At 71.4% G+C, this 22,977-nt stretch carries 21 protein-coding genes; 7 read left to right on the plus strand and 14 right to left on the minus strand.

Annotation, left to right across the window (positions count from 1 at the left end):
* Nucleotides 1–4 precede the first annotated feature (4 nt).
* The 3 genes from AC2EAQ_RS04050 to AC2EAQ_RS04060 all read left to right on the plus strand — a co-directional run bounded on the left by AC2EAQ_RS04050 (nt 5) and on the right by AC2EAQ_RS04060 (nt 4,135).
* On the plus strand, nt 5–2,773 hold the full coding sequence (locus tag AC2EAQ_RS04050) for a nitrate reductase (protein WP_484640482.1): 2,769 nt from the start codon (nt 5–7) through the stop codon (nt 2,771–2,773).
* A gap of 5 nt (nt 2,774–2,778) precedes the next feature.
* Entirely contained in the window at nt 2,779–3,576 is a 798-nt protein-coding gene (gene cobA, locus AC2EAQ_RS04055; RefSeq protein ID WP_484640483.1) for a uroporphyrinogen-III C-methyltransferase, read from the plus strand.
* A gap of 106 nt (nt 3,577–3,682) precedes the next feature.
* Nucleotides 3,683–4,135 (plus strand): DUF995 domain-containing protein, encoded by a 453-nt coding sequence (locus AC2EAQ_RS04060; protein WP_484640484.1) that lies wholly within the window; start codon nt 3,683–3,685, stop codon nt 4,133–4,135.
* A gap of 9 nt (nt 4,136–4,144) precedes the next feature.
* Here AC2EAQ_RS04060 and AC2EAQ_RS04065 read toward each other — a convergent pair whose 3' ends face one another.
* From AC2EAQ_RS04065 to AC2EAQ_RS04090, 6 genes are all read right to left on the minus strand, one after another.
* Nucleotides 4,145–4,879: an amino acid ABC transporter ATP-binding protein gene (locus tag AC2EAQ_RS04065; protein ID WP_484640485.1), complete on the minus strand. Its 735-nt coding sequence runs from the start codon at nt 4,877–4,879 to the stop codon at nt 4,145–4,147.
* A 94-nt stretch (nt 4,880–4,973) separates the two neighbouring features.
* A complete protein-coding gene (locus AC2EAQ_RS04070) occupies nt 4,974–5,639 on the minus strand; it encodes an amino acid ABC transporter permease (RefSeq protein ID WP_484640486.1) in 666 nt (221 codons plus the stop codon).
* A 10-nt stretch (nt 5,640–5,649) separates the two neighbouring features.
* Nucleotides 5,650–6,393: an amino acid ABC transporter permease gene (locus tag AC2EAQ_RS04075; RefSeq protein ID WP_484640487.1), complete on the minus strand. Its 744-nt coding sequence runs from the start codon at nt 6,391–6,393 to the stop codon at nt 5,650–5,652.
* Nucleotides 6,394–6,454: 61 nt separating this feature from the next.
* The gene (locus AC2EAQ_RS04080) at nt 6,455–7,351 is read right to left on the minus strand and encodes an amino acid ABC transporter substrate-binding protein (protein ID WP_484640488.1); all 897 of its coding nucleotides are present in this window, start codon (nt 7,349–7,351) and stop codon (nt 6,455–6,457) included.
* Nucleotides 7,352–7,593: 242 nt separating this feature from the next.
* Complete coding sequence (locus AC2EAQ_RS04085; RefSeq protein WP_484640489.1) at nt 7,594–8,523, minus strand: LysR substrate-binding domain-containing protein; 930 nt, start codon at nt 8,521–8,523, stop codon at nt 7,594–7,596.
* A gap of 14 nt (nt 8,524–8,537) precedes the next feature.
* Entirely contained in the window at nt 8,538–10,364 is a 1,827-nt protein-coding gene (locus AC2EAQ_RS04090; RefSeq protein WP_484640490.1) for an ABCB family ABC transporter ATP-binding protein/permease, read from the minus strand.
* 46 nt (nt 10,365–10,410) lie between these two features.
* Between AC2EAQ_RS04090 and AC2EAQ_RS04095 the strand changes: the two genes are divergently transcribed.
* A complete protein-coding gene (locus tag AC2EAQ_RS04095) occupies nt 10,411–10,827 on the plus strand; it encodes an acyl-CoA thioesterase (protein ID WP_484640491.1) in 417 nt (138 codons plus the stop codon).
* A 91-nt stretch (nt 10,828–10,918) separates the two neighbouring features.
* Complete coding sequence (locus tag AC2EAQ_RS04100; protein ID WP_484640492.1) at nt 10,919–11,974, plus strand: serine endopeptidase; 1,056 nt, start codon at nt 10,919–10,921, stop codon at nt 11,972–11,974.
* 25 nt (nt 11,975–11,999) lie between these two features.
* Here the strand turns inward: AC2EAQ_RS04100 and AC2EAQ_RS04105 are convergent, their stop codons facing one another.
* The 8 genes from AC2EAQ_RS04105 to AC2EAQ_RS04140 form a co-directional block, all read right to left on the minus strand.
* Nucleotides 12,000–12,722, minus strand: a complete 723-nt coding sequence (locus AC2EAQ_RS04105) for an SGNH/GDSL hydrolase family protein (protein WP_484640493.1) — start codon at nt 12,720–12,722, stop codon at nt 12,000–12,002.
* Nucleotides 12,723–12,730: 8 nt separating this feature from the next.
* Nucleotides 12,731–13,492 carry an enoyl-CoA hydratase gene (locus tag AC2EAQ_RS04110; protein ID WP_484640494.1) on the minus strand — a complete coding sequence of 254 codons (762 nt, stop codon included), beginning with the start codon at nt 13,490–13,492 and terminating at the stop codon, nt 12,731–12,733.
* Entirely contained in the window at nt 13,489–14,361 is an 873-nt protein-coding gene (locus tag AC2EAQ_RS04115; protein WP_484640495.1) for an alpha/beta hydrolase family protein, read from the minus strand. Before AC2EAQ_RS04115 ends, AC2EAQ_RS04110 begins: the two co-directional genes overlap by 4 nt.
* 13 nt (nt 14,362–14,374) lie before the next feature.
* Nucleotides 14,375–14,890, minus strand: coding sequence for a DUF1569 domain-containing protein (locus tag AC2EAQ_RS04120; RefSeq protein ID WP_484640496.1), 516 nt, complete (start codon nt 14,888–14,890; stop codon nt 14,375–14,377).
* A 20-nt stretch (nt 14,891–14,910) separates the two neighbouring features.
* Nucleotides 14,911–16,110 (minus strand): acetyl-CoA C-acyltransferase, encoded by a 1,200-nt coding sequence (locus tag AC2EAQ_RS04125; RefSeq protein WP_484640497.1) that lies wholly within the window; start codon nt 16,108–16,110, stop codon nt 14,911–14,913.
* A gap of 115 nt (nt 16,111–16,225) precedes the next feature.
* Nucleotides 16,226–18,622 (minus strand): 3-hydroxyacyl-CoA dehydrogenase NAD-binding domain-containing protein, encoded by a 2,397-nt coding sequence (locus tag AC2EAQ_RS04130; protein WP_484640498.1) that lies wholly within the window; start codon nt 18,620–18,622, stop codon nt 16,226–16,228.
* A gap of 19 nt (nt 18,623–18,641) precedes the next feature.
* Nucleotides 18,642–20,432, minus strand: a complete 1,791-nt coding sequence (locus AC2EAQ_RS04135; protein WP_484640499.1) for an acyl-CoA dehydrogenase C-terminal domain-containing protein — start codon at nt 20,430–20,432, stop codon at nt 18,642–18,644.
* 31 nt (nt 20,433–20,463) lie between these two features.
* A complete protein-coding gene (locus AC2EAQ_RS04140) occupies nt 20,464–21,129 on the minus strand; it encodes a TetR/AcrR family transcriptional regulator (RefSeq protein WP_484640500.1) in 666 nt (221 codons plus the stop codon).
* 155 nt (nt 21,130–21,284) lie between these two features.
* Here AC2EAQ_RS04140 and AC2EAQ_RS04145 point away from each other — a divergent pair, with 155 nt between their 5' ends.
* Together AC2EAQ_RS04145 and AC2EAQ_RS04150 are read left to right on the plus strand one after the other, a co-directional pair.
* A complete protein-coding gene (locus AC2EAQ_RS04145; RefSeq protein ID WP_484640501.1) occupies nt 21,285–22,268 on the plus strand; it encodes a 2-dehydropantoate 2-reductase in 984 nt (327 codons plus the stop codon).
* A 46-nt stretch (nt 22,269–22,314) separates the two neighbouring features.
* Nucleotides 22,315–22,872 (plus strand): HNH endonuclease, encoded by a 558-nt coding sequence (locus AC2EAQ_RS04150; protein WP_484640502.1) that lies wholly within the window; start codon nt 22,315–22,317, stop codon nt 22,870–22,872.
* Nucleotides 22,873–22,977 lie beyond the last annotated feature (105 nt).

A 22,977-nucleotide genomic window follows, 5' to 3' on the forward strand; every position in this document is an offset into this window, starting at 1 on the left:
CGCGATGGCCGAGACCCGCTCCACCTGCCCCTACTGCGGCGTCGGCTGCGGCGTGATCATCGACAGCGACGGCGATCGCATCACCGGCGTGCGCGGCGACCCGCAGCACCCGGCCAACCACGGCCGCCTGTGCACCAAGGGCCAGACCCTGCACCTGACGGCCACGGTGGAGGTGACGCGCCAGGCGCGGCTGCTGCAGCCGATGCGCCGCGCCGCGCGCGGCCAGCCGCCGCAGCCGGTGTCGTGGGACAGCGCGCTCGACGAGGTGGCCGAGCGGCTGGACGCCGTGGTGAACGAGCACGGCGCCGACGCCATCGGCTTCTACGTGTCGGGCCAGCTGCTCACCGAGGACTACTACGTCTTCAACAAGCTGGCCAAGGGGCTGCTGGGCAGCAACCACATCGACACCAACTCGCGGCTGTGCATGTCCAGTGCCGTGGCCGGCTACAAGGCCACGCTCGGCGCCGACGCGCCGCCGTGCAGCTACGAGGACCTGGACCACGCAGCCACCGTGTTCATCGCCGGCAGCAACCTGGCGTGGGCGCATCCGGTGCTGATGCGGCGCCTGGAGGACGCACGCCGCGCGCGGCCGGACCAGAAGTGGATCGTCGTCGACCCGCGCCGCACCGAGACGGCCGAGGCTGCCGACCTGCACCTGCAGATCCTGCCCGGCACCGACGTGGCGCTGTTCAACGGCCTGGCGCACCTGCTGCTGTGGGAGGGCTTTGCCGACCGCCGCTTCGTCGACGCCCACACCACCGGCTTCGACGCGCTGCGCGACGCGGTGCGCAACTGCACGCCGGCGCTGACGGCGCAGCTGTGCGGCATCCGCGAGGACGCGCTGGTGCAGGCCGCGCGCTGGTTCGGCGGCCACACGCCGACGCTGTCGCTGTACTGCCAGGGCCTGAACCAGAGTTCCAGCGGCACCGACAAGAACGCCGCGCTGATCAACCTGCACCTGCTCACCGGCCAGATCGGTCGCCCGGGCGCGGGGCCGTTCTCGCTGACCGGCCAGCCCAATGCCATGGGCGGGCGCGAAGTGGGCGGCCTGGCCAACCTGCTGTCCGCGCACCGCGACCTCGCCAACCCCGCTCACCGCGCCGAGGTGGCCGCGCTGTGGGGGCTGGACCCGGCGGACATCCCGGCGCAGCCCGGCCGCACCGCGGTGGAGATGTTTCAGGCCGCGGCCGACGGCGCGGTGAAGGCGCTGTGGATCGTCTGCACCAACCCCGCGCAGTCGCTGCCCGACCAGGCCATGGTGCGGCGTGCGCTCGAGCGCTGCCCCTTCGTCGTCGTGCAGGAAGCGTTTGCCACCACCGCCACCGCGCGTCATGCGGACCTGCTGCTGCCGGCCGCCACCTGGGGCGAGAAGGAGGGCACGGTCACCAACAGCGAGCGCCGCATCAGCCGCGTGCGCGCGGCCGTGCCGCCGCCGGGACAGGCGCGCGCCGACTGGCAGATCGCGGTGCAGGTGGCGCGCCGCCTCGAGGCGCTGCGGCCGGCGCGGCGTGCCGACGGCCGCACGCTGTTCCCCTACGACAGCGCCGAGTCGGTGTGGAACGAGCACCGCGCCACCACGCGCGGGCGCGACCTCGACATCACCGGCCTGTCGTGGCCGATGCTCGAACGCGACGGGCCTCAGCAGTGGCCCTGCCCGGAAGGCGCTGCCACCGGCCGCGCCCGGCTCTACGAGGACGGCCGCTTCGCCACGCCCGACGGTCGAGCGCGCTTTTCCGCGGTGCAGGCGCGACCCACGGCCGAGAAGCGCGACGCGCACTACCCGTTCGCGCTCACCACCGGCCGGCTGCGCGACCAGTGGCATGGCGCCAGCCGCACCGGCACGCTGGGCCGGCTGTTCGGCCATGTCGCCGAGCCGGGCGTCGAGCTGCATCCGAGCGACCTGGCCCGCCTGCGCCTGGCCCCTGGCGACCTGGTGACGTTGAAGTCGCGCCGCGGCAGCCTCGTGCTGCCGGTGATCGCCACCGACACCGTGGCGCCGGCGCAGGCCTTCGTCGCGATGCACTGGGGCGACGAGTTCCTGGCCGGGGCCGGCGGCGTCAACGCGCTGACCTCGCCTGCCCTGTGCCCGCACAGCCGCCAGCCCGAGCTCAAGCACGCCGCCGTGCGCCTGACCCGGGCCGAGCTGCCGTGGCAGGTGGTGGCCCGCACCTGGCTGCCGGCCGGCGTGGCGCTGGCCCGCCGCGCCGAGCTGATGTCGCTGCTGGCGCCGCTGCCGTTCGCGGCCTGCGTGCCCTTCGGCCGCGAGCCCGACGCCGAGGTTGGGCTGTGGCTGCGCGCGGCCAGCGCAGGCGCCCTGCCCGACGCGCTGCTGGCCCGCCTAGCCGCACTGCTGGCACTCGACGGTCCGGACGTGCTGCGCTACGACGACCCGTCGCTGGGCCAGTCGCGCCGCATCCGCGCCGTGCGCGGCGCGACGGGCACGCGCGTGGGTGCGTTCCTGCTCGCCGGCGACACCCGCGCCGCCGGCTGGATCGGCGAGCTGCTGGTGGAGCGGCTGCCCGCCGACGCCTTCGGCCGCGCGCTGCTGGCCGGCAGCGCCCAGCCGCCCGCGGCCGTGCCGGCGCGCGGCACCCAGGTCTGCAGTTGCTTCGACGTGACCGAGCCGCAGATCGACGCCGCGCTGGCGCATTGCAGCGGCACCCCCGACGCCCAGCTCGCGCAATTGCAGCAGCGGCTGCGCTGCGGCACGAACTGCGGCTCCTGCCTGCCGCGGCTGCGCACGCTGGTGCGGCGGCAGCTGGCAGCCGCATGACGGCGATGGACCGTCCGCACGACGCACCGCGCCCCGGCCGCGTGACGCTGGTCGGCGCCGGCCCGGGGGACCCCGAACTGCTGACGATCCAGGCCGTGCGCGCCCTGCGCGCCGCCACCGTGCTGCTGGTGGACGACCTCGTCGGCGACGGCGTGCTGCGCTACGCGCGCCGCAGCGCACGCGTGGTCCACGTGGGCAAGCGCGGCGGCTGCGCGAGCACGCCGCAGGCCTTCATCCACCGCCTGATGGTGGCGCAGGCACAGCGCGGCGAGCGCGTGGTGCGGCTCAAGGGCGGCGATCCCTTTGTGTTCGGTCGCGGCGGCGAGGAGGCCGAGCACCTGCGCGCCGCCGGCATCGAGGTGCAGGTGGTCAACGGCATCACCTCGGGCCTGGCCGCGGCCACCGCGCTGGGCGTGCCGTGGACCCACCGCGACCATGCACGCGGCGTGATGCTGGTGACCGGCCATGCCCGCGACGGCGGCAGCGCGCCGCACTGGCCCACGCTGGGTGCGGCCGCGGCCCAGGGCCTGACGCTGGTGGTGTACATGGGCGTGAGCCAGCTGCCGTCGATCTGCACCGGGCTGTGCGGCGCCCTGCCCGCCGACACGCCGGCCGCGCTGGTGCAGGGCGCCACCACGGCGACCGAGCGACGGCTCGTGTCCACGCTGGCCGCGCTGGCCGACGACGCCCGCCGCGCCGGCATCGGCAGCCCGGCGGTGCTGATCGTCGGCGACGTGCTGCGCGGCGTCGCCGCGCTGGCGGCCGCCGGCCCGGACGCCGTCGCCGCCACGCCGCGCCGCTGACCGGCCCGAGCGCGCTGCTCCCCCCCAGATCGAAGCCCGGCGCCCTGTTGCGGCTTCCGGCGACCCCGGCGCAACATCGTTGCTGCGGTTCTTTCGGGAGCAGGGCATGAAGCTCAACGGGTGGGGATGGGTCGCGCTCGGCGTGGCCACGGTCGCGGCGGCACAAACCGCGCCGCTGACGCTGCGCGACATCGCGGACAAGAAGCCGCGCAAGCTGTCCAAGGAGGAGGTCACGGCGCTGATCCCCGGCGCCAAGATGTCGCGCATCAGCCAGCGCGGCAACCAGCACTTCTGGACCAACGGGGCCGGCGGCCGCTTCATCGCGTCGTCGGACAACCAGGGGGCGGGCATGGACGCGCGGGTGGCCGGCCGGCCCACCACGGCGCCGGGCAAGTGGCACATCTCGGACGACGGCCGCTACTGCATCCTGATCGAGTGGCGCGGCGTGCCCACCGAGGAGTGGTGCCGCTTCGTGTTCGAAGCCAGCGACGGCTACTACGTGGCCCGCTCCGACAGCGTGGCCACCGAGCGGGTCGAGAAGTTCGAGATCAGGAAGTAGCCGCCGGGCTCAGTGCTGCAGGATCTTCGACAGGAAGTCCTTGGCCCGCGGCGAGCGTGCGTCGGGATTGCCGAAGAAGTCGTCCTTGGTGCAGTCCTCGACGATGCGGCCGGCGTCCATGAAGATGACGCGATGGCTGACCTTGCGCGCAAAGCCCATCTCGTGGGTGACGCACATCATGGTCATGCCTTCCTGGGCCAGCTGCACCATCACGTCGAGCACTTCGCCCACCATCTCGGGGTCGAGCGCGGAGGTCGGCTCGTCGAACAGCATCACGATCGGGTCCATGCTCAGCGCGCGGGCGATCGCCACGCGCTGCTGCTGGCCGCCGGAGAGCTGACCCGGGAACTTGTCCTTGTGCGCGCTCAGGCCCACGCGGTCGAGCATCTTCAGGCCGCGCGCCTTGGCGTCGTCGGGCGTGCGCCCCAGCACCTTGATCTGCGCGATGGTGAGGTTCTCGGTGACCGACAGGTGCGGGAACAGCTCGAAGTGCTGGAACACCATGCCCACGCGGCTGCGCAGCTTGGGCAGGTCGGTCTTGGGGTCGGAGATGCTGATGCCGTCGACGACGATGTCGCCCTTCTGGATCGGCTCCAGCGCATTGACGGTCTTGATCAGCGTGGACTTGCCGCTGCCCGACGGGCCGCACACCACGACCACCTCGCCCTTCTTGATGGTGGTGGTGCAGTCGGTCAGCACCTGGAAGCTGCCGTACCACTTGCTGACGTTCTTGATGTCGATCATGGGCCCCCACGCTCCCTTCGGTCGCTGCCCCCCGGGGGGGCGCAGGCGACGGACCGGCGGAGCCGGGTCCGTGCCTGGGCTTGGTTGAACACAGTCATCGGATGATGGCGATCCTGCTCTGCAGCCTGCGCACCAGGTACGACAGCGAGAAGCAGATGGCGAAATACAGCGCCGCGGCGACGAGGTAGGTCTCGACCGGGCGATTGAAGTTGCGGCCCACGGTCTCGAAGCCCTTGAGCAGGTCGTAGGCGCCGATGGCATACACCAGCGACGTGTCCTGGAACAGGATGATCGTCTGCGTCAGCAGCACCGGCAGCATGTTTCGGAACGCCTGCGGCAGCACGATCAGCTGGGTGGTCTGCGAATAGGTCATGCCCATCGCATAGCCGGCGTACACCTGCCCCTTGGGCACGCTCTGGATGCCCGCGCGCATGATCTCGGAGTAGTACGCCGCCTCGAACAGCGTGAACGTGATCATGGCCGACACCTCGGCGCCGATCGGCTTGCCGATCAGGAACGGGATCAGCAGGAAGAACCACATGATCACCATGACCAGCGGGATCGAGCGCAGCGTGTCCACGTACAGCGTGGCGGGCACCTCGAGCCACTTCCTGCCCGACAGGCGCATCAGCGCCAGCACCGTGCCCAGCGCGATGCCGCCGAACATGGCCACCAGCGTGAGCTGGATCGAGAACACGAAGCCGCTGGCGACGTAGCTGCGGATGACCTCCCAGCTCAGGAAGGAGAAGTCGAGATTCATCGCGTCGCCTTCACTTGCCGCCGATCATGCCCGGCACGCGGACACGGGCCTCGACCCACTTCATCAGCCGGTTCACGGCGAAGGCCGACACGAAGTACAGCAGCGTCACCGCCAGGAACATCAGCACCGGCTGCGAGGTCTCCTCGCCGGCCTGGCGCGCGAACATCGTCAGCTCGGACACGCTCACCGCGAAGGCGACCGACGAGTTCTTGATGATGTTCATGCTCTCGCTGGTCAGCGGCGGGATCACGATGCGGAAGGCCATCGGCAGCAGCACGTAGCGGTAGGTCTGCGGCAGCGTCAGGCCCATGGCCAGCCCGGCGTAGCGCTGGCCGCGCGGCAGCGCGAGGATGCCGGCCTTGATCTGCTCGGAGATGCGCGCCGACGTGAACAGGCCCAGGCCGATGAAGGCCAGCACGAAGCCCGGCAGCGCCTTGAGCGGCGGCACCAGCTCCGGCATCACGAAGTACCAGAGGAACAGCTGCACGATCAGCGGCACGTTGCGGAACAGCTCGGTCCACACGTCGCCCAGCAGCACCAGCACCTTGCTCGGCGTGGTGCGCAGGATGCCCATCAGCACGCCGAAGGCCATGGCCACCACCAGCGCCAGCAACGCCAGCGCCACCGCGGTGCCCCAGCCCTGCAGCAGCCAGTGCAGGTAGGTGGTGTCGCCTTCTGCCGACTTCAGGCAGTTAGCGACCAGTTCCTTGTCGATGGTGTCTCGACAAAAGGTGTCGATGCCGAATAGCGCCACGCAACCCTCCTCCCGGAAGAACCGGGCCCGCGATTCGCGGGCCCGGGATTCTTGTTCGCTCTTACTTCTTCAGGTAGTCCTCGAGCGGCTTGTCGTTCGGGTTCGCCCAGGCGTTCTTGGTCGCCTCGGACAGCGCCAGGCCGACCCGGGTGTTGGTCGGCGGGATCGGCTGCATGAACCACTTGTCGTACAGCTTCGCGATGTCGCCGGACTTCATCATCGCCTTGATGCTGTCGTCCACCGCCTTCTTGAAGGCCGGGTCGTCCTTGCGCATCATGATCGCGATCGGCTCCACCGACAGCACTTCGCCGACGATCCGGAAGTCGGCCGGGTTCTTGGCCTTGGCGATGTTGCCGGCCAGGATCTGGCCGTCCATCACGAAGGCGTCGGCGCGGCCGGTCTCGAGCAGCAGGAAGCTGTCGGCGTGGTCCTTGCCGAACACCTCGTCGAAGTTCACGCCGGCGCCGCGCTCATGCTTGCGCAGGTGCTGCACCGAGGTGGTGCCGGTGGTGGTGGCGACCTTCTTGCCGTTGAGCTGGGCGATCGAGGTGATGCCGGAATTGGCCTTGACGGCGATGCGCACTTCCTCGACGTAGGTGGTGACGGCGAAGGCGACGTCCTTCTGGCGCGTGGCGTTGTTGGTGGTCGAGCCGCACTCGATGTCCACGGTGCCGTTCTGCACCAGCGGGATGCGGTTCTGCGACGTGACGGGCTGGAACTTGATGTCGAGCTTGGCCAGGCCGAGCTGCTTCTGCACGTCGGCCAGCACCTTCTGGCAGACCTCGATGTGGAAGCCGGCGAACTTGCCGTCGCCCAGCGTGTAGGACAGCGCGCCGGAGGACTCGCGCACGCCCATCGTGGCGGTGCCGGTGTCCTTGATCTTCTTGAGCGTGTCGGTGGTTTGGGCCTGCGCCGCGAACGCGGCGAGCGTGGCCAGGACGAAAAGCGACTTCTTCATGGACAGGACACTCCTGAGGTGCTTGGGACGAATGGAACGCGGATTGTAGGAAGGGGGCCGTCAGCGGTTCCCCGTACTCACCCGCAAGAAACGCACCCGGTGGCCGAGGGGCCGGGCCGGATCTGCCGTCCGCCAGGACCGGCATGGGCGCGCAATGTACCCATGCACGGCGCCCGTGTGCCAATGCCTTTTGCCGGAAGGGCCATGCATGCGCCGCATGACCGCCACGGGTTAACCCGCAATCAGCGTCGCGGCGCGACCTGGCGCTCGAGGTGCTCCCACAGCGCCGCCGCACCGGGCTTGACCAGGCGCCCCGAGCCGGGGCGCTCGCGCACGATGCGCACGTCCATCACCAGTTCCCAGGCGCCGGCGTCGCCGGCCGGCGCCAGGCGCCGGGCGCGCAGGTCCTTGCGCACCGAACTGGCCGGCAGGAACGCCAGGCCGTGGCCTTCCAGCGCCATCGCCTTCAGGCTCTCGGCCATGTCGGTCTCGTAGACCAGGTTCAGGTAGGCCGGCTGCGGCGCCGACTTGACGATGTGCTCCACCAGCCGCGCCATGTAGGCGCCCGAGGCGTAGCTCAGGAACGGCAGGCGCGACGAGGCCGCGCCCGGCAGGCGCCAGATCGGCCGGCCCTCGCTGTCGGCGCGGGCAAAGGGCGCCAGCGTCTCCTGGCCCAGCGTGAGCATCTCGTAGCGGTCGGGCGACAGCTGCAGCGGCTGCGACGGATGGTCGTAGGCCAGCAGCAGGTCGCAGTGGCCCTCGGTCAGGCGCAGCACCGCGTCGTGAACGTTGAGCGCGATCAGCCGCGTCTTGAGCTGGGGGAAGGTCTGGCGCAGCTCCAGCAGCCATTGCGGGAAGAAGGCGAAGGCCAGGGTGTGCGGCAGCGCGAAGTCGATCATGTCGCTGCCGCTGGCCTGGTGGCTGCGCATCAGGTTGCGCGTGGCCTGCAGGCTGGCGAGCATCTCGTGCGCCTGCGCGAGGAAGGTCTCGCCCGCGGGCGTGAGCCGGGTCGGATAGATGGAGCGGTCGACGAGGTCCACCCCGGCCCAGGCCTCCAGCGCCTGGATGCGGCGCGAGAAGGCCGGCTGCGTCACGTGGCGCAGCTGGGCCGAGCGGGAGAAGCTGCGGGTCTGCGCGAGGCTGACGAAGTCCTCGAGCCACTTGGTGTCCATGGGTCGCTCTGCGTCTAGGTGTCGTCGCTGCCGGACTGCTGCAGCTGCCACATGCGAGCGTAGCGCCCGCCCCGCGCCAGCAGCACCGGGTGCGACCCTCGCTCCACCACGCGACCCTGGTCCAGCACCACGATCTCGTGCGCGTCCACCACGGTGGACAGCCGGTGCGCGATCACCAGCGCCGTCTTGCCCTGGGCGGCGCTGCGCAGCTCGGCCTGGATGGCGCGCTCGTTGGCCGAGTCCAGCGCCGAGGTGGCCTCGTCGAAGATCAGGATCGGTGGGTTCTTCAGCAGCGTGCGCGCGATGGCCACGCGCTGCTTCTCGCCGCCCGACAGCTTGAGGCCGCGCTCGCCCACCATGGTGTCGTAGCCGGCCGGCGTGGACACGATGAAGTCGTGGATGTGCGCCGCCTTCGCCGCCGCCTCCACCTCGGCCCGGCCGGCGCCGGGGCGGCCGTAGGCGATGTTGTACTCCACCGTGTCGTTGAACAGCACCGTGTCCTGCGGCACGATGCCGATGGCCGCGCGCAGCGTGCCCTGCGTCACCGAGCGCAGGTCCTGGCCGTCGATGCTGATCGATCCGCCCTGCACGTCGTAGAAGCGGTAGAGCAGGCGCGCCAGCGTGCTCTTGCCGGCGCCGGACGCGCCGACCACGGCCACCGTCGCGCCGGCCGGCACCTCGAAGCTCACGTCCTGCAGGATCGGCCGTGCCGGGTCGTAGGCGAAGCTCACGCGGTCGAAGCGCACGGCGCCATGGGTCACCTGCAGCGGTGCCGCGTCGGGCGCGTCGGCGATCTCGCGGTTCTGGCCGAGCAGCGCGAACATCTTCTCCATGTCCACCGTGGACTGCTTGATCTCGCGATAGATCACGCCGAGGAAGTTCAGCGGCACGTAGAGCTGGATCATCAGCGCATTGACCAGCACCAGGTCGCCCAGCGTCAGACGGCCGTCCACCACGCCCAGCGTGGCGCGCCACACCAGCAGCGTCACGGCCACCGAGATGATCAGGCTCTGCCCGAGGTTGAGCACCGACAGCGAGGTCTGGCTCTTGACCGAGGCCTTCTCCAGGCGCTGCAGGTTCTCGTCGTAGCGCGTTTCCTCGAAGCGCTCGTTGTTGAAGTACTTGACCGTCTCGTAGTTGATCAGCGCGTCGACCGCGCGCGTGTTGGCACGGCTGTCCTGCTCGTTCATCGCGCGCCGGAAGTGCGTGCGCCACTCGGTCACGGTCACCGTGTAGCCGATGTAGGCCACCAGCGCACCCAGCGTGATGCCGGCGAACCAGCCGTCGAAGGTGGCGGCCAGCAGCACGATCACCATGCCGATCTCCACCAGCGTGGGCAGGATGTTGTAGATGAAGTAGTTCAGCAGCGAGTGGATCGCGCGCGAGCCGCGCTCGATGTCGCGCGACACGCCGCCGGTCTGGCGCTCGAGGTGGAAACGCAGCGACAGCGCCAGCAGGTGCTCGAAGGTCTGCAGCGCCACGCGTCGCGCCACCCGCGCGGCCACCGGATAGAACAGGTATTCGCGCAGCTCGGTGAACAGGGTCACCGACACGCGCAGCGCGCCGTAGGCCAGCAGCAGCGCCACCGGCACCACCAGCAGCGCGCGCGGGTCGCCCGGCTTGAGGTCGAGGGCGTCCACCAGCGCCTTGAGCACCAGCGGCACGCCCACGTTGGCGAGCTTGGCCGCCACCAGGCAGGCCAACGCGAACAGCACCCGCCACTTCCACTGCCAGACATAGGGCAGCAGCCTGCGCACCGGGGCGAAGCCCACGGCCGGGGGCGTGGGCGCGGCGGACGCGGGCAGGGGGATCGCGGGACTGGGCATCGACGTTCGGCGCATGCCTCAAGTGTCGTGGAAGAATCGGGGCCACGCCCGACGCCCCGCCATGACCGCCGCCCCCTCCACCCTGCTCGCCCCGCCCGTGCTGCCCGACGGGGCCGAACTCGTGATGCGCGTGATGCCGCTGCCGGCCGACACCAACAGCAACGGCGACATCTTCGGCGGCTGGCTGATGGCCCAGGTCGACCTGGCCGGCGCCGTGCTGCCGGCCCGCGTGGCCCGGGGCCGCCTGGCCACCGTGGCGGTGAACCAGTTCCTGTTCAAGCAGCCGGTGTCGGTGGGCGACCTGCTGTCCTTCTACGCCCGCATCGAGCGCGTGGGCAACACCTCGATCACGGTCCACGTGGAAGTGCTGGCCGAGCGCAACCCGGCCCACCCGGAGGTGGTGAAGGTGACCGAGGCCAATCTCACCTACGTCGCCATCGACAGCCAGGGCCGGCCCAGGCCCGTGCCGAAGGACTGAGCGTCTCGCCGGGTGATACCCGTCGCCGCGCGGTTGACGCGGCCGGGCCGCGTGGAATCATCGGCCCGCGTCGAAAGAACGGGAGGCCCCGATGTTCAAGTTCCTGCGTGTGCCCGAGAAGCTGTTCGCCCTGGTCATGTGGCTGGTGTCGCTGGCCTTCGCCACGTTCCTGATCGGCCTGGGCGGCCGCGTCGTGGCCGACCTGCCGCGGCTCGAGCAGCCGCTGTCGGTGGACGACTTCGTCCAGCCGCGCGGCGCCGTCGCCGCCCTGGAGGGCGAGCTGGAGGCCCTGGAGCCGCGCGTGCGCGAGGCGGCCGCGCAGTCCCAGCAGGCCGCGCTGGCGCTGGAGTCGGCGCGCAACGCCTACAACGCCGCCCGCGCCACGCACCAGAACTGGCTGGCCACCCGCACCGCGACCACCGACCCGCAGCAGGACCCGGAGCTGCTGCGCCGCACGCGCGAACTCGACACGCTCAAGACCGCCGAGCGCGACGCGCAGAAGGCCACCGAGGCGCTGCGCCAGACGCAGCTCGACCTGGCGCAGCGCGCCGACGCGCTTCGCGAACGCCAGGCCGGCCTGCGCGAACAGGCCCAGAGCGCCTGGCAGCGCGCCCTGTTCACGCAGGAGCTGCGCGTGTTCGGCTGGCGCCTGGCGCTGACGCTGCCGCTGCTGGGCGTGGCCGGCTGGCTGTGGCTGCGGCAGCGCGGCAGCGACTACTGGCCGCTGTTCCGGGGCTTCGTGTTGTTCGCCGGCTTCGCCTTCTTCGTCGAGCTGGTGCCCTACCTGCCGAGCTGGGGCGGCTACGTGCGCCATGCGGTGGGCGTGGTGCTGACCGCCGTGGTGGGCCACTACGTCATCAAGGCGATGCGGCGCTACCTCGCGCGGCGCCAGGCCGTGGCGCAGCAGTCCGAGGCCGAGCGGCGCCAGGGGCTCGCCGCCGACGACGCGGTGAAGAAGCTCGCGGCCAACGTGTGCCCGGCCTGCGAGCGCCCGGTGCTGACCACCGGCAGCGCACCGGCCAACTTCTGCGTGCATTGCGGGCTGAAGCTGTTCGACCCCTGCGGCACCTGCCAGACACGCAAGAACGCGTTCTTCCACTACTGCCCGAGCTGCGGCAGCGGTGCCGAGGCCGCCGCCGGCGCCTGACGCACGCTGTGGTGCCCGCGCCGACTCAGCCGCGCAGGCGCGGCCAGACCGAGTCGGCGATGTGCTCGGCCAGCGCCGTGCCGCAGACGCGGTAGACCACCTCGCCGGGGTGGAAGCCGTCGGGCGCCATCAGGGCCGGGTTCAGCGGCAGCTCGATCGGCACATGGCTCACGTCGTCGCGCGTGGCCGCCCACTGCGCCACGGCGTCGTCGTGGCGCCGCGCGTCGCGGCCGGCCACCCAGCGCAGCGGCTGCGGCAGGCCCGGGAAGCGATGCACCGGCGGCAGCGGCGCGAACACCACGTGCGCCACGGCGTGGGCGTTGCGCAGACGGTTGGCGATGGACTCGCGCGCCGCCACCGCCTGGTGCGACGGCTTCTGCTCGACGACGTCGTTGACGCCGAGCACGGCCACCGCGACGTCGGCCTCGAACGGCGGCTCGGCGGCCAGCATCTCGAGGCACTGCTCGCTCGTGGCACCGGACCGCGCCACCAGGCGCCACTGCACCCGCACCCCGGCGCGCTCGGCCAGCGCCGCCGGCAGCACGCCGGCCAGGGCCTGTTGTTGGTCGGCCACGCCCACGCCCGCGGCGGACGAGTCGCCCAGCATCAGCAGCCGCAGCCGCGGTCCGCGGCCGACCGTGCCCTCGCGGGCGCCGGACGCTTCCGGCAGCCTGGGCAGGCGGGCCCGCGTGGCCAGGGCCTGGGCCACCAGCAGCGGGGACAGCACGAGCTTGGCGGTCAGGCTCATGGCTCGCCTCAGAACTTCGAGAAGTCGGGCCGGCGCTTCTCGAAGAAGGCCTGGAAGGCCTCGCGCGCCTCCGGGCTGGTCAGGCGCCGGCCGAAGGTCTCGCCTTCGGTACGGATCTGCGCCAGCACCGCGTCGCGCGACGGCGCGCGCAGCAGTCGCTTGGACTCGCGCACCGCGCCCGGCGGCAGCGCGTTGAAGCGCTCGGCCACGCGGCGAGCATGCGCCATCACCTCGCCGGCGGGCAGCACCGCGCTGGCGATGCCGCAGTCCACCGCCGCCTCGGCCGTGAACGGGTCGCCCAGCAGCAGCTTCTCGGCGGCGCGGCGATGGCCCATCAGCTGCGGCACGAGCAGGCTGGACGCGAACTCCGGCACGAGGCCGAGGCCGACGAAGGGCATCGCCAGGCGGGCGTCGTCGGCCACGTAGACGAAGTCGCAGTGCAGCAGCATCGTGGTGCCGATGCCGATGGCCGCGCCGGTGACCGCGGCCACGACGGGCTTGTCGCAGTCCACCAGCGCGCGCATGAACTGGAACACCGGGGAGTCCTCGCCGCCGCGCGGACGGCGCATGAAGTCCTCGAGGTCGTTGCCGCTGGTGAAGATCCCCGGCTGGCCGGTGATCAGCAGCGCGCGCACGGCCGCGTCGTCGGTGGCGGCGTGGATCGCGTCGGCCATGGCCTGGTACATCTCGACCGTCAGCGCGTTCTTCTTCTCGGGCCGCGCGATCTCGATGGTGGCCACGCCGTCGACGGTGCCGGTGCGGATGCTCATGCAGGGGCTCCCTGGGAGAAACGTTGGAACAGGCCGGTCACCCGGGCCCACAGCGTGGCCTCGAACTGGGGCCGGAAGAAGCCGAAGTGGCCGATGCGCCGCGCCCCGCCGTCCTGCGGCGCGATGCGGTGCAGCTCGCGGGGCGCATTCTCGTAGCAGTCGATCAGCACCCGCGTGCTGCGCTCGGTCATCAGCTCGTCGTCGGTCATCGACAGCGCCACCACGGGGAAGCGCGCCTGGGCGAACTGGTGCCGCAGGGCCTCGCCCTCGGCGCCGACGTGGTAGCGCGGATGCATGCACCAGCGGCGCCACTGCAGGATCACGCCGCGCGGCACGTCGCCCACCTTGCGCAGCCGGGCGCCGGGGAAGTAGCCGCAGACCCAGGTTGCCAGCGGCACCAGCACATGCCAGAAGTACAGCACGACGCGGCGCGTGGGCCACGCGTTGTGGCGCCAGTAGCCGCTGCCGGCGGCCACCGACACCAGACCGGCGATGCGGTCGCGGTGGCGCAGCATGCCCGCCAGCTGCGCGCCCAGGCTGTGCCCCACCACGTACAGCGGCACGCCGGGCGCACGCGCCGTCAGCGCGTCGATCGCGGCGTCGGTGTCGGCCGCCCAGTCGAACAGGTCGGCGTCGACCTCGCGCAGCGAGCGCAGGCCGGACGGGCGCGACCGGCCGACGCCGCGGTAGTCGAAGGTGAGCGCCGCGAACCCCTGGCCGGCGAGCCATTGCGCGAAGCCGGCATAGAACTCCTGCTTCACGCCCATGGCCGGCGCGATCAGCACCGCGGCGCGGGGCGCGCCGCCGGGCGCGAAGTGCGTGCCGGCCAGGCGCAGGCCCGGCGCGGCATCGATCTCGATCGTCTGCATGGGGGCTCGGCTCCTAGGTGCGGACCTTCTCGGTCCAGTGGTTGGCCAGGTGCATCAGGTGGGCGCGCGTGTACTGCGCCTTGTCCAGTTCGCCATAGGCGAAGTGCGGCGCCAGCACCCCGGCATGGGCCTCGAAGCGCAGCAGCGCGGACGCCAGCCGCTGCCGGGCACTGTCCAGCGCCTGCGCCGGGTCGAGCGCTGGCGCACCGGGGATCGGCTCGGACAGCGAATGGCCCATCGCGCCGCGCGACTCGAACACCGCGAACGCCACCCGGCCCACCGCGGCACGGAACAGGGCCGACTTCAGCTCGGGGTAGCCATCCATCGAGTACTCGACGCTCTGCGCCAGGTGCACCAGCACCTGCGGCAGCGACCACGCGCCATCGGTGCGGTCGCGGCTGTCCAGCGCCGCCAGCGCAGCCTGCGCCGACGCCAGCGTCGGGAAGGTCTGCACCGGCGCCGTGCCGCAGCCGGCCAGCGGCACCAGGGCGCCGGCAGCGGCCGCGAGGGCGAGACGACGGCGTCGCATGGCGCGCCCGGGGGCCTGGGTCAGACGCGCTCGAAGATGCCGGCCGCGCCCTGCCCCATGCCGACGCACATGGTGACCATGCCGTACTTCAGGTTGCGCCGCTGCAGCGCGTGCACCACGGTGGCGGCGCGGATGGCACCGGTGGCGCCCAGCGGATGGCCGAGCGCGATCGCGCCGCCCATCGGGTTGACGCGCGCCGGGTCCAGGCCGCAGGTCTCGATCACCGCCAGCGCCTGCGCGGCGAAGGCCTCGTTCAGCTCGAACCAGCCGATGTCGTCGAGCTTGAGCCCGCCGGCCTTGAGCGCGGCGGGAATGGCCTCGATCGGGCCGATGCCCATGATCTCCGGCGGCACGCCGCGCACCGCGAACGACACGAAGCGCGCCAGCGGCTTGAGATCGAACTGCTTGACCGCGCGCTCGCTGGCCAGGATCAGCGCGCCGGCGCCGTCGCTGGTCTGCGAACTGTTGCCCGCGGTGACACTGCCCTTGGCGGCGAACACCGGGCGCAGCTTGCCCAGCGCTTCCAGCGTGGTGTCGGCGCGCGGGCCCTCGTCCAGCGCCACGGTGCGCGTGCGGGTGGACACCTCACCGGTGGCCAGGTTCGGGAAGCGGTCGACGATGTCCACCGGCGTCATCTCGGCGCCGAACTCGCCGGCGGCGATGGCGGCCAGCGCCTTCTGGTGCGACGCCAGCGCGAAGGCGTCCTGCTTCTCGCGGCTGACCTTCCACTGCGCGGCCACCTTCTCGGCGGTCAGGCCCATGCCGTAGGCGATGCCCACGTTCTCGTCGCGCGTGAAGACCTCGGGGTTGAAGCTCGGCTTGTTGCCGCCCATCGGCACCATGCTCATGCTCTCGGCGCCGCCGGCGATCATCACGTCGGCCTCGCCGACGCGGATGCGGTCGGCCGCCATCTGGATCGCGGTGATGCCGCTGGCGCAGAAGCGGTTGACGGTGACCCCGCCCACCGAGTGCGGCAGGCCGGCGATCACCATCGCCGCACGCGCCATGTTGATGCCCTGCTCCGCCTCCGGGAACGAGCAGCCGACGATGGCGTCCTCGATCGCCTTCGGGTCCAGCCCCGGCACCTGGGCCAGCGCGTTGCGCACCGCCGCCACCAGCAGGTCGTCCGGCCGCGTGTTGCGGAACATGCCCCGCGGGGCCTTGCCGATCGGCGTGCGCGTCGCCGCGACGATGTACGCGTCCTGAACTTGCTTGCTCATCGCTATCTCCAAAAAGAGTCACCAGCCACCCACCAGCAGGCGCCACGGGTCCGGCTCCGCCGGCCCGTCGGCGCCGCCCCCCCGGGGGGGAGCGCCAACGGCGCAACGGGGGGGATCAATTCCTCACCGGCTTGCCCGTCTGCAGCATGCCCATGATGCGTTCCTGCGTCTTCGGGTGCTCCAGCAGCGCGCAGAAACGGTCGCGCTCCAGGGCCATCAGGTACTCCTCGCTGACCAGCGAGCCGGCGTCCACGTCGCCGCCGCACACCACCTCGGCGATCAGCGTGGCGATGTGGAAGTCGTGCGCGCTGGCGAAGCCGCCGTCGCGCAGGTTGGCCAGCTGGCCCTTGATGGTGGCGATGGCGTTGCGGCCGGCCACCGGGAACAGCGCCTTGTGCGGCGGCCGGTAGCCCGACTCGGCCATCGAGCGCACCTGGGCGCAGGCCACGTGCAGCAGCTCGTCCTTGTGCGCCACGATCACGTCGCCGTCGATCAGGAAGCCGAGCTTTCGGCTTTCCAGCGCACTGGTGCCCACGCGTGCGGTGGCGGCCGACGTGAACGGCTCCTTCAGGAACGCGAACAGGTCGGCGCTGGCGCCCGCGGCCGAGGCCATTTCGGCGGCACGCCGCGCGATGTAGGCCAGGCCGCCGGCACCGGGGATCAGGCCCACGCCCACTTCCACCAGGCCGACGTAGCTTTCCATGTGGGCCACGCGGCGGGCGCTGTGCACCGCCAGCTCGCAGCCGCCGCCCAGCGCCAGGCCGCGGATCGCGCTGACCACCGGCACCTGCGCGTAGCGGATGCACAGCATCGCGTCCTGCAGCTTCTTCTCCTCGGGCTTGATCCCCTTGGCGCCGAGCTTCATGAACACCGGCAGCAGCGACTCGAGGTTGGCGCCGGCCGAGAACACGTCGTCGGGCGACCAGATCACCAGGCCCTGGTACTTCGCCTCGGCGATCTCCACTGCCTTGAGCAGGCCTTCGGTCACCGTGGGCGAGATCAGGTGCAGCTTGGCGGTGATCGAGGCGATCAGCACCTGGCCGTCGGCCGACCAGACGCGCACCTCGTCGTTGCGGAACTCCTCGGTGCCGGTGGACAGCGGCGCCGGGGCGCCGGCACCGAGCACATCCTCGCGGAAGGCCTGGCGGGCGTAGACCGGCAGGTCGCGCAGCGGCACGAAGCGGCCGAGCGACGGGCTCCACGAGCCGCCGGCGGTGTGCACGCCGCCGGCCGCGGCCACCGGGCCCTCGGTCACCCAGGCCGGCAGCGGCGCGGCGCACAGCGCCTTGCCGGCGGCGATGTCCTCGGCGATCCACTGCGCCACCTGGGTCCAGCCCGCGGCCTGCCACAGCTCGAAGGGGCCCTGCTGGCTGCCGAAGCCCCAGCGCATCGCGAAGTCCACGTCGCGCGCGGTCTCGGCGATGTCGGCCAGGTGCACCGCGCAGTAGTGGAACGAGTCGCGCAGGATCGCCCACACGAACTGCGCCTGCGGGTTCGTCGACTCGCGCAGCAGCTTCAGCCGCTCGGCCGGCGCCTTCTTCAGCATGCGCTCGACCAGCGGCTCGGCCTTGCCGCCGGCGGGCACGTAGTCGCGCTTGGCCGGGTCCAGGCGCAGGATGTCCTTGCCGACCTTCTTGTAGAAGCCCGCGCCCGTCTTCTGGCCCAGCGCGCCCTGGGCGATCAGGCCCGACAGCACCTCGGGCGTGCGGTAGGTGTCGTAGAACGGGTCGCCCCGCAGGTTGTCCTGCATGGTCTTGACCACGTGCGCCATCGTGTCCAGGCCCACCACGTCGGCGGTGCGGAAGGTGCCGCTGGAGGCGCGGCCCATCTTCTTGCCGGTGAGGTCGTCGACGACGTCGAAGCCCAGGCCGAACTTGCCGGCCTCGATCATCGTGGCCATCATCCCCGCGATGCCGACGCGGTTGGCGACGAAGTTGGGCGTGTCCTTGGCGCGCACGACGCTCTTGCCGAGCGCGGTGGTCACGAAGGTCTCCAGCTGATCGAGGATGTCGGCGCGCGTGGCCGGCGTCGAGATCAGCTCCACCAGCGCCATGTAGCGCGGCGGGTTGAAGAAGTGGATGCCGCAGAAGCGCGGGCCCATCTCGGCGGGCAGCGCCTCGGACAGCTTCGTGATCGACAGGCCCGAGGTGTTGGACGCCAGGATCGCGTGCGGCGCCACATGCGGCGCGATCTTCCGGTAGAGGTCGAGCTTCCAGTCCATGCGCTCGGCGATCGCCTCGATCACCAGGTCGCAGTCCTTCAGCAGGTCGAGGTGCTCCTCGTAGTTGGCCGCCTGGATCAGCGCGGCCTCGTCGGCCAAGCCCAGGGGCGATGGCTTGAGCTTCTTCAGGCCGTCGATGGCACGCGTGACGATGCCGTTCTTCGGCCCCTCCTTGGCGGGCAGGTCGAACAGCACCACCGGCACGCGCACGTTGGCCAGGTGCGCGGCGATCTGCGCACCCATGACGCCGGCGCCGAGGACGGCGACCTTGCGGACGAGGAATCGGTTCATGGGGTTGTCTCCGGGGGAATCAGAACAGGGCTTCGTCCATCGCCATCAGCGGGGCGACGCCGGCGCGCGCGCTGCGGATCAGGCCGGCGGTCTCGGGCAGCAGCTTGGCGAAGTAGAAGCGGGCCGTGGCCAGCTTGGCGGTGTAGAACGGGTCGCCCGAGTCCTTCTTGTCCAGCGCGATGCGCGCCATGCGGGCGAAGAAGTAGGCGAAGCACAGGTGGCCGACGAGGCGCAGGTAGTCCACCGCCGCGGCACCGACCTCGTCGGCATTACCGAAGGCCTTCATGCCCAGCTCGGTGGTCAGCTTGGTGACCTTGTCGCCCAGGTCGGCCAGCGGGTTGACGAACTCCTGCATCGCCTCGTCGGTGCCCTCGGCCTCGACGAACTCGGCGATGCGCCGGCCGAAGGCCTTGAGCTTCTTGCCGTTGTCCTGCAGCACCTTGCGGCCGAGCAGGTCGAGCGACTGGATGGTGTTGGTGCCTTCGTAGATCATGTTGATGCGCGAGTCGCGCACGAACTGCTCCATGCCCCACTCGGCGATGTAGCCGTGGCCGCCGTAGACCTGCATGCAGTGCGACGTGGCGATCCAGCCGTTGTCGGTGAAGAAGGCCTTCAGGATCGGCGTCAGCAGCGCCACCTCGTCGGCGCAGGCGCGACGCTCGTCCTCGTCGTCGCTCTTGAGCTCCAGGTCGAGCAGCAGCACGGTGTGCAGCGCTAGCGCGCGGGCGCCCTCGGCATAGGCGCGCGCGGTGAGCAGCATCTTGCGCACGTCGGGATGCACGATGATCGGGTCGGCCGGCTTGTCCGGCGCCTTGGGGCCGGACAGGCTGCGCATCTGGATGCGGTCCTTGGCATAGGCCACCGCGTTCTGGTAGGCCACCTCGGTCAGGCCGAGCGACTGGTTGGCCACGCCGATGCGCGCGGCGTTCATCATCACGAACATCGCCGGCAGGCCCTTGTGCGGCTCGCCCACGAGCCAGCCGATGGCGCCGTCGAGGTTCATCTGGCAGGTGGCGTTGCCGTGGATGCCCATCTTGTGCTCCAGCGCGCCGCAGGCGATGCCGTTGCGCGCGCCGGGCGTGCCGTCGGCAGTGGGCAGGAACTTGGGCACCACGAACAGCGAGATGCCCTTGCTGCCGGCCGGGGCGTCGGGCAGGCGCGCGAGCACCAGGTGCACGATGTTCTCGGCCATGTCGTGCTCGCCCGACGAGATGAAGATCTTCTGGCCGCTGATGCGGTAGCTGCCGTCGGCCTGCGGCTCGGCCTTGCTGCGCAGCAGGCCCAGGTCGGTGCCGCAGTGCGGCTCGGTCAGGCACATGGTGCCGGTCCACACGCCGCTGGCCAGGCGCGGCAGGTACAGCTGCTTCTGCTCCGGCGTGCCGTGCTCGTGCAGGCACTCGTAGGCGCCGTGCGACAGGCCGGGGTACATGGTCCAGGCCTGGTTGGCCGAGTTGAGCATCTCGTAGAAGCACTGGTTCACGAGGTGCGGCAGGCCCTGGCCGCCGTAGGCCGGGTCGCACGACAGCGCGGGCCAGCCGCCCTCGACGTACTTGGCGTAGGCCTCCTTGAAGCCCTTGGGCGTGCGCACCTCGTGGGTGGCCTTGTCGAGCGTGCAGCCCTCCTGGTCGCCGCTGATGTTCAGCGGTTGCAGCACCTCGGCGGCGAACTTGCCGCCCTCCTCCAGCACCGCGTCGACGGTGTCGGCGTCGAGGTCGGCATAGGCGGGGATGCGCCGCAGCGTGGGCACGGCGTCGAGCAGCTCGTGCAGCACGAACTTCAGGTCGCGCAGCGGGGGCGTGTACTGGGCCATGGGGTTTCCTTCGCGGGGGTTCGGATCGGGTTCAGCGACGCTTCGGCCGGGCGGCCGCGGCATCGACGGGGGGCAGGTAGTGCGCCAGCACGTTGTCGAACGCGCGGTGCGCGCGGTCGAGCGCGCCGGGCTGGCGCAGGAAGCGGGCGTCGTGGTGCAGCGCCAGGATCAGGCCGTGCACCTCGAACAGCATCTGCATCACGTCGGTGTCGGGCTGCAGGTGGCCCTCGGCCACCGCCAGGCGGATCGCGCGCTCGAGCGCGGCGTGCCACGCCCGCACCATCGACACCAGCGCGTCGCGCACCGGGCCCGGCCGGTCGTCGAACTCGACCGCGCCGCTGATGTAGATGCAGCCCGAGTCGATCTCGACCGACACGCGCTTGACCCAGTGCTCGAACAGCGCGCGCAGGCGCGGCAGGCCGCGCGGCTCGCGCAGCGCCGGATAGAACACCTCTTCCTCGAAGCGCGCGTGGTACTCGCGCACCACCGAGATCTGCAGTTCCTCGCGCGAGCCGAAGTGGGCGAAGACGCCCGACTTGCTCATCTGCGTCACCTCGGCCAGCGCACCGATCGACAGGCCCTCCAGCCCCATGTGCGACGCCAGGCCGAGCGCGGCGTCCAGGATCGCGGCGCGGGTCTGCTGCCCCTTCAGGGCGGGGCGGGCGTGGCGGGTGGCGGTGTCGGTGGCCAAGGTCATGCAAATCGAACGTTCGTTCTATTTTGCAGACTTCCCCTCGGCCGAAGCGTCGAAAAGGGGCGCTTTTCTAGACCGGTGCGCCTACGTCGAATAAGGGTTAACCCGCAGTCTCGGGCGCCCTAGCATCGCGGGGCATCACCCCAGGGAGCCTGCCCATGAAGATCTGCATCGCCGGCCTCGGCGCCATCGGCGGCCTGCTGGCCGCGCGGCTCGCCCTGGCCGGGGAAGACGTCCGCGGCCTGGCCCGCGGCGCGACGCTGGACGCCGTGCACCGCCACGGGCTCGCCCTGGTGGAATCCGACGGCTCGCGGCGCACCGTGCCACTGCCGGTGTCCGACCGGGCGCAGGACCTGGGGCCGGCCGACCTGCTGGTGATCGCCTTCAAGGGCCAGGCCCTGGCCGCCGATGCCGCCACGCTGGCTCCGCTGCTCGGGCCGCACACCCTGGTGCTGCCGATGATGAACGGCGTGCCCTGGTGGTTCCTCGCCGCCACGGACCCGCAGGCCGCGCCGCTGCGCAGCGTGGACCCCGACGGCACGATCGGCCGCACGCTGCCGCTGGACCGCACGCTCGGCGCGGTGGTGCACCTGACCTGCCGCGGCAGCGCGCCGGGCGAGGTGACGCACGGCTTCGGCGACCGGCTGATCGTGGGCGAGCCGCGCGGCGGCGGCAGCGAGCGGGTGCAGGCCGTGGCCGGCGTCCTGGAGCGCGGCGGCTTTCGCGTCGAGCGCAGCGACGACGTGCGGCGCGACATCTGGTTCAAGCTCTGGGGCAACATGACCATGAACCCGGTGTCGGCGCTGACCGGCGCCACCTGCGACGCGATCATGGACGACGAACTCGTGGCCGCCTTCATGGCGCGCGGCATGCGCGAGGCGGCCGCCATCGGCGAGCGCATCGGCTGCCCGATCGGCCAGACGCCCGAGGCGCGCATGGCGGTCACCCGCCAGCTCGGCGCGTTCAAGACCTCGATGCTGGTCGATGCCGAGGCCGGGCGCGCGCTCGAGCTGGACGCGCTGGTCGGCGCGGTGCGCGAGATCGGTGCGCGGGTCGGCGTGGACACGCCGAACGTGGACGCGCTGCACGGCCTGGCCCGGCTGATGGACCGCACGCGTCGGCACGCCGCGACAGCGGCCTGAGCCCTGTCATTGAGGCGCCACGGAGGAATCGTTTACTCTCCGCTCCGTGGACGTCCTCCAACTCGATGTCTCCGGCAGGCCGCAGGCCTGGATCACGCCCAAGGAAGCGGCGGTGATCTACGCCAGCGACGGCGTGGCGTGGACGCTGGGCGATGCTTGCCACGTGCTGCGCGGCGGATGGCACCGTGCCACCGGACGGCAGTCGCGCATCGAGGTGCACCCGATCATCGCGGTGCGCGGCGCGATCCCGAGTCGCGCCTGGCGCGCCGTGCCCACCATCACCAACAGCAAGCTGTTCGTGCGCGACCGGCAGGTCTGCGCCTACTGCGGTGGCCGCTTCGGCTTCGAGGACCTGACGCGCGAGCACATCGTGCCGGTGTCGCGCGGCGGCGAGGACGCCTGGATGAACTGCATCACGGCCTGCCGGGCGTGCAACGGGCGCAAGGGCAACCGCCTGCCCGAGGAAGCCCGCATGACCCTGCTGTACCTGCCCTATGTGCCGAGCCTGCACGAGGACATGATCCTGCGTGGCCGCCGCATCCTGGCCGACCAGATGGAGTTTTTGCTCGCAAGCGTGCCGCGCAGCTCGCGCCTGCATGGCTGAACGCGGCTGACACCGACCTCCGCAGGCGCGCGCGGCGCAGGCGGAAACGCTTCTTTACGTTCGCACACGCACGCGGGGCACGCGAAGGCGTCAACCTCCGGCCTG

Source organism: Aquabacterium sp. T101, assembly GCF_057219775.1.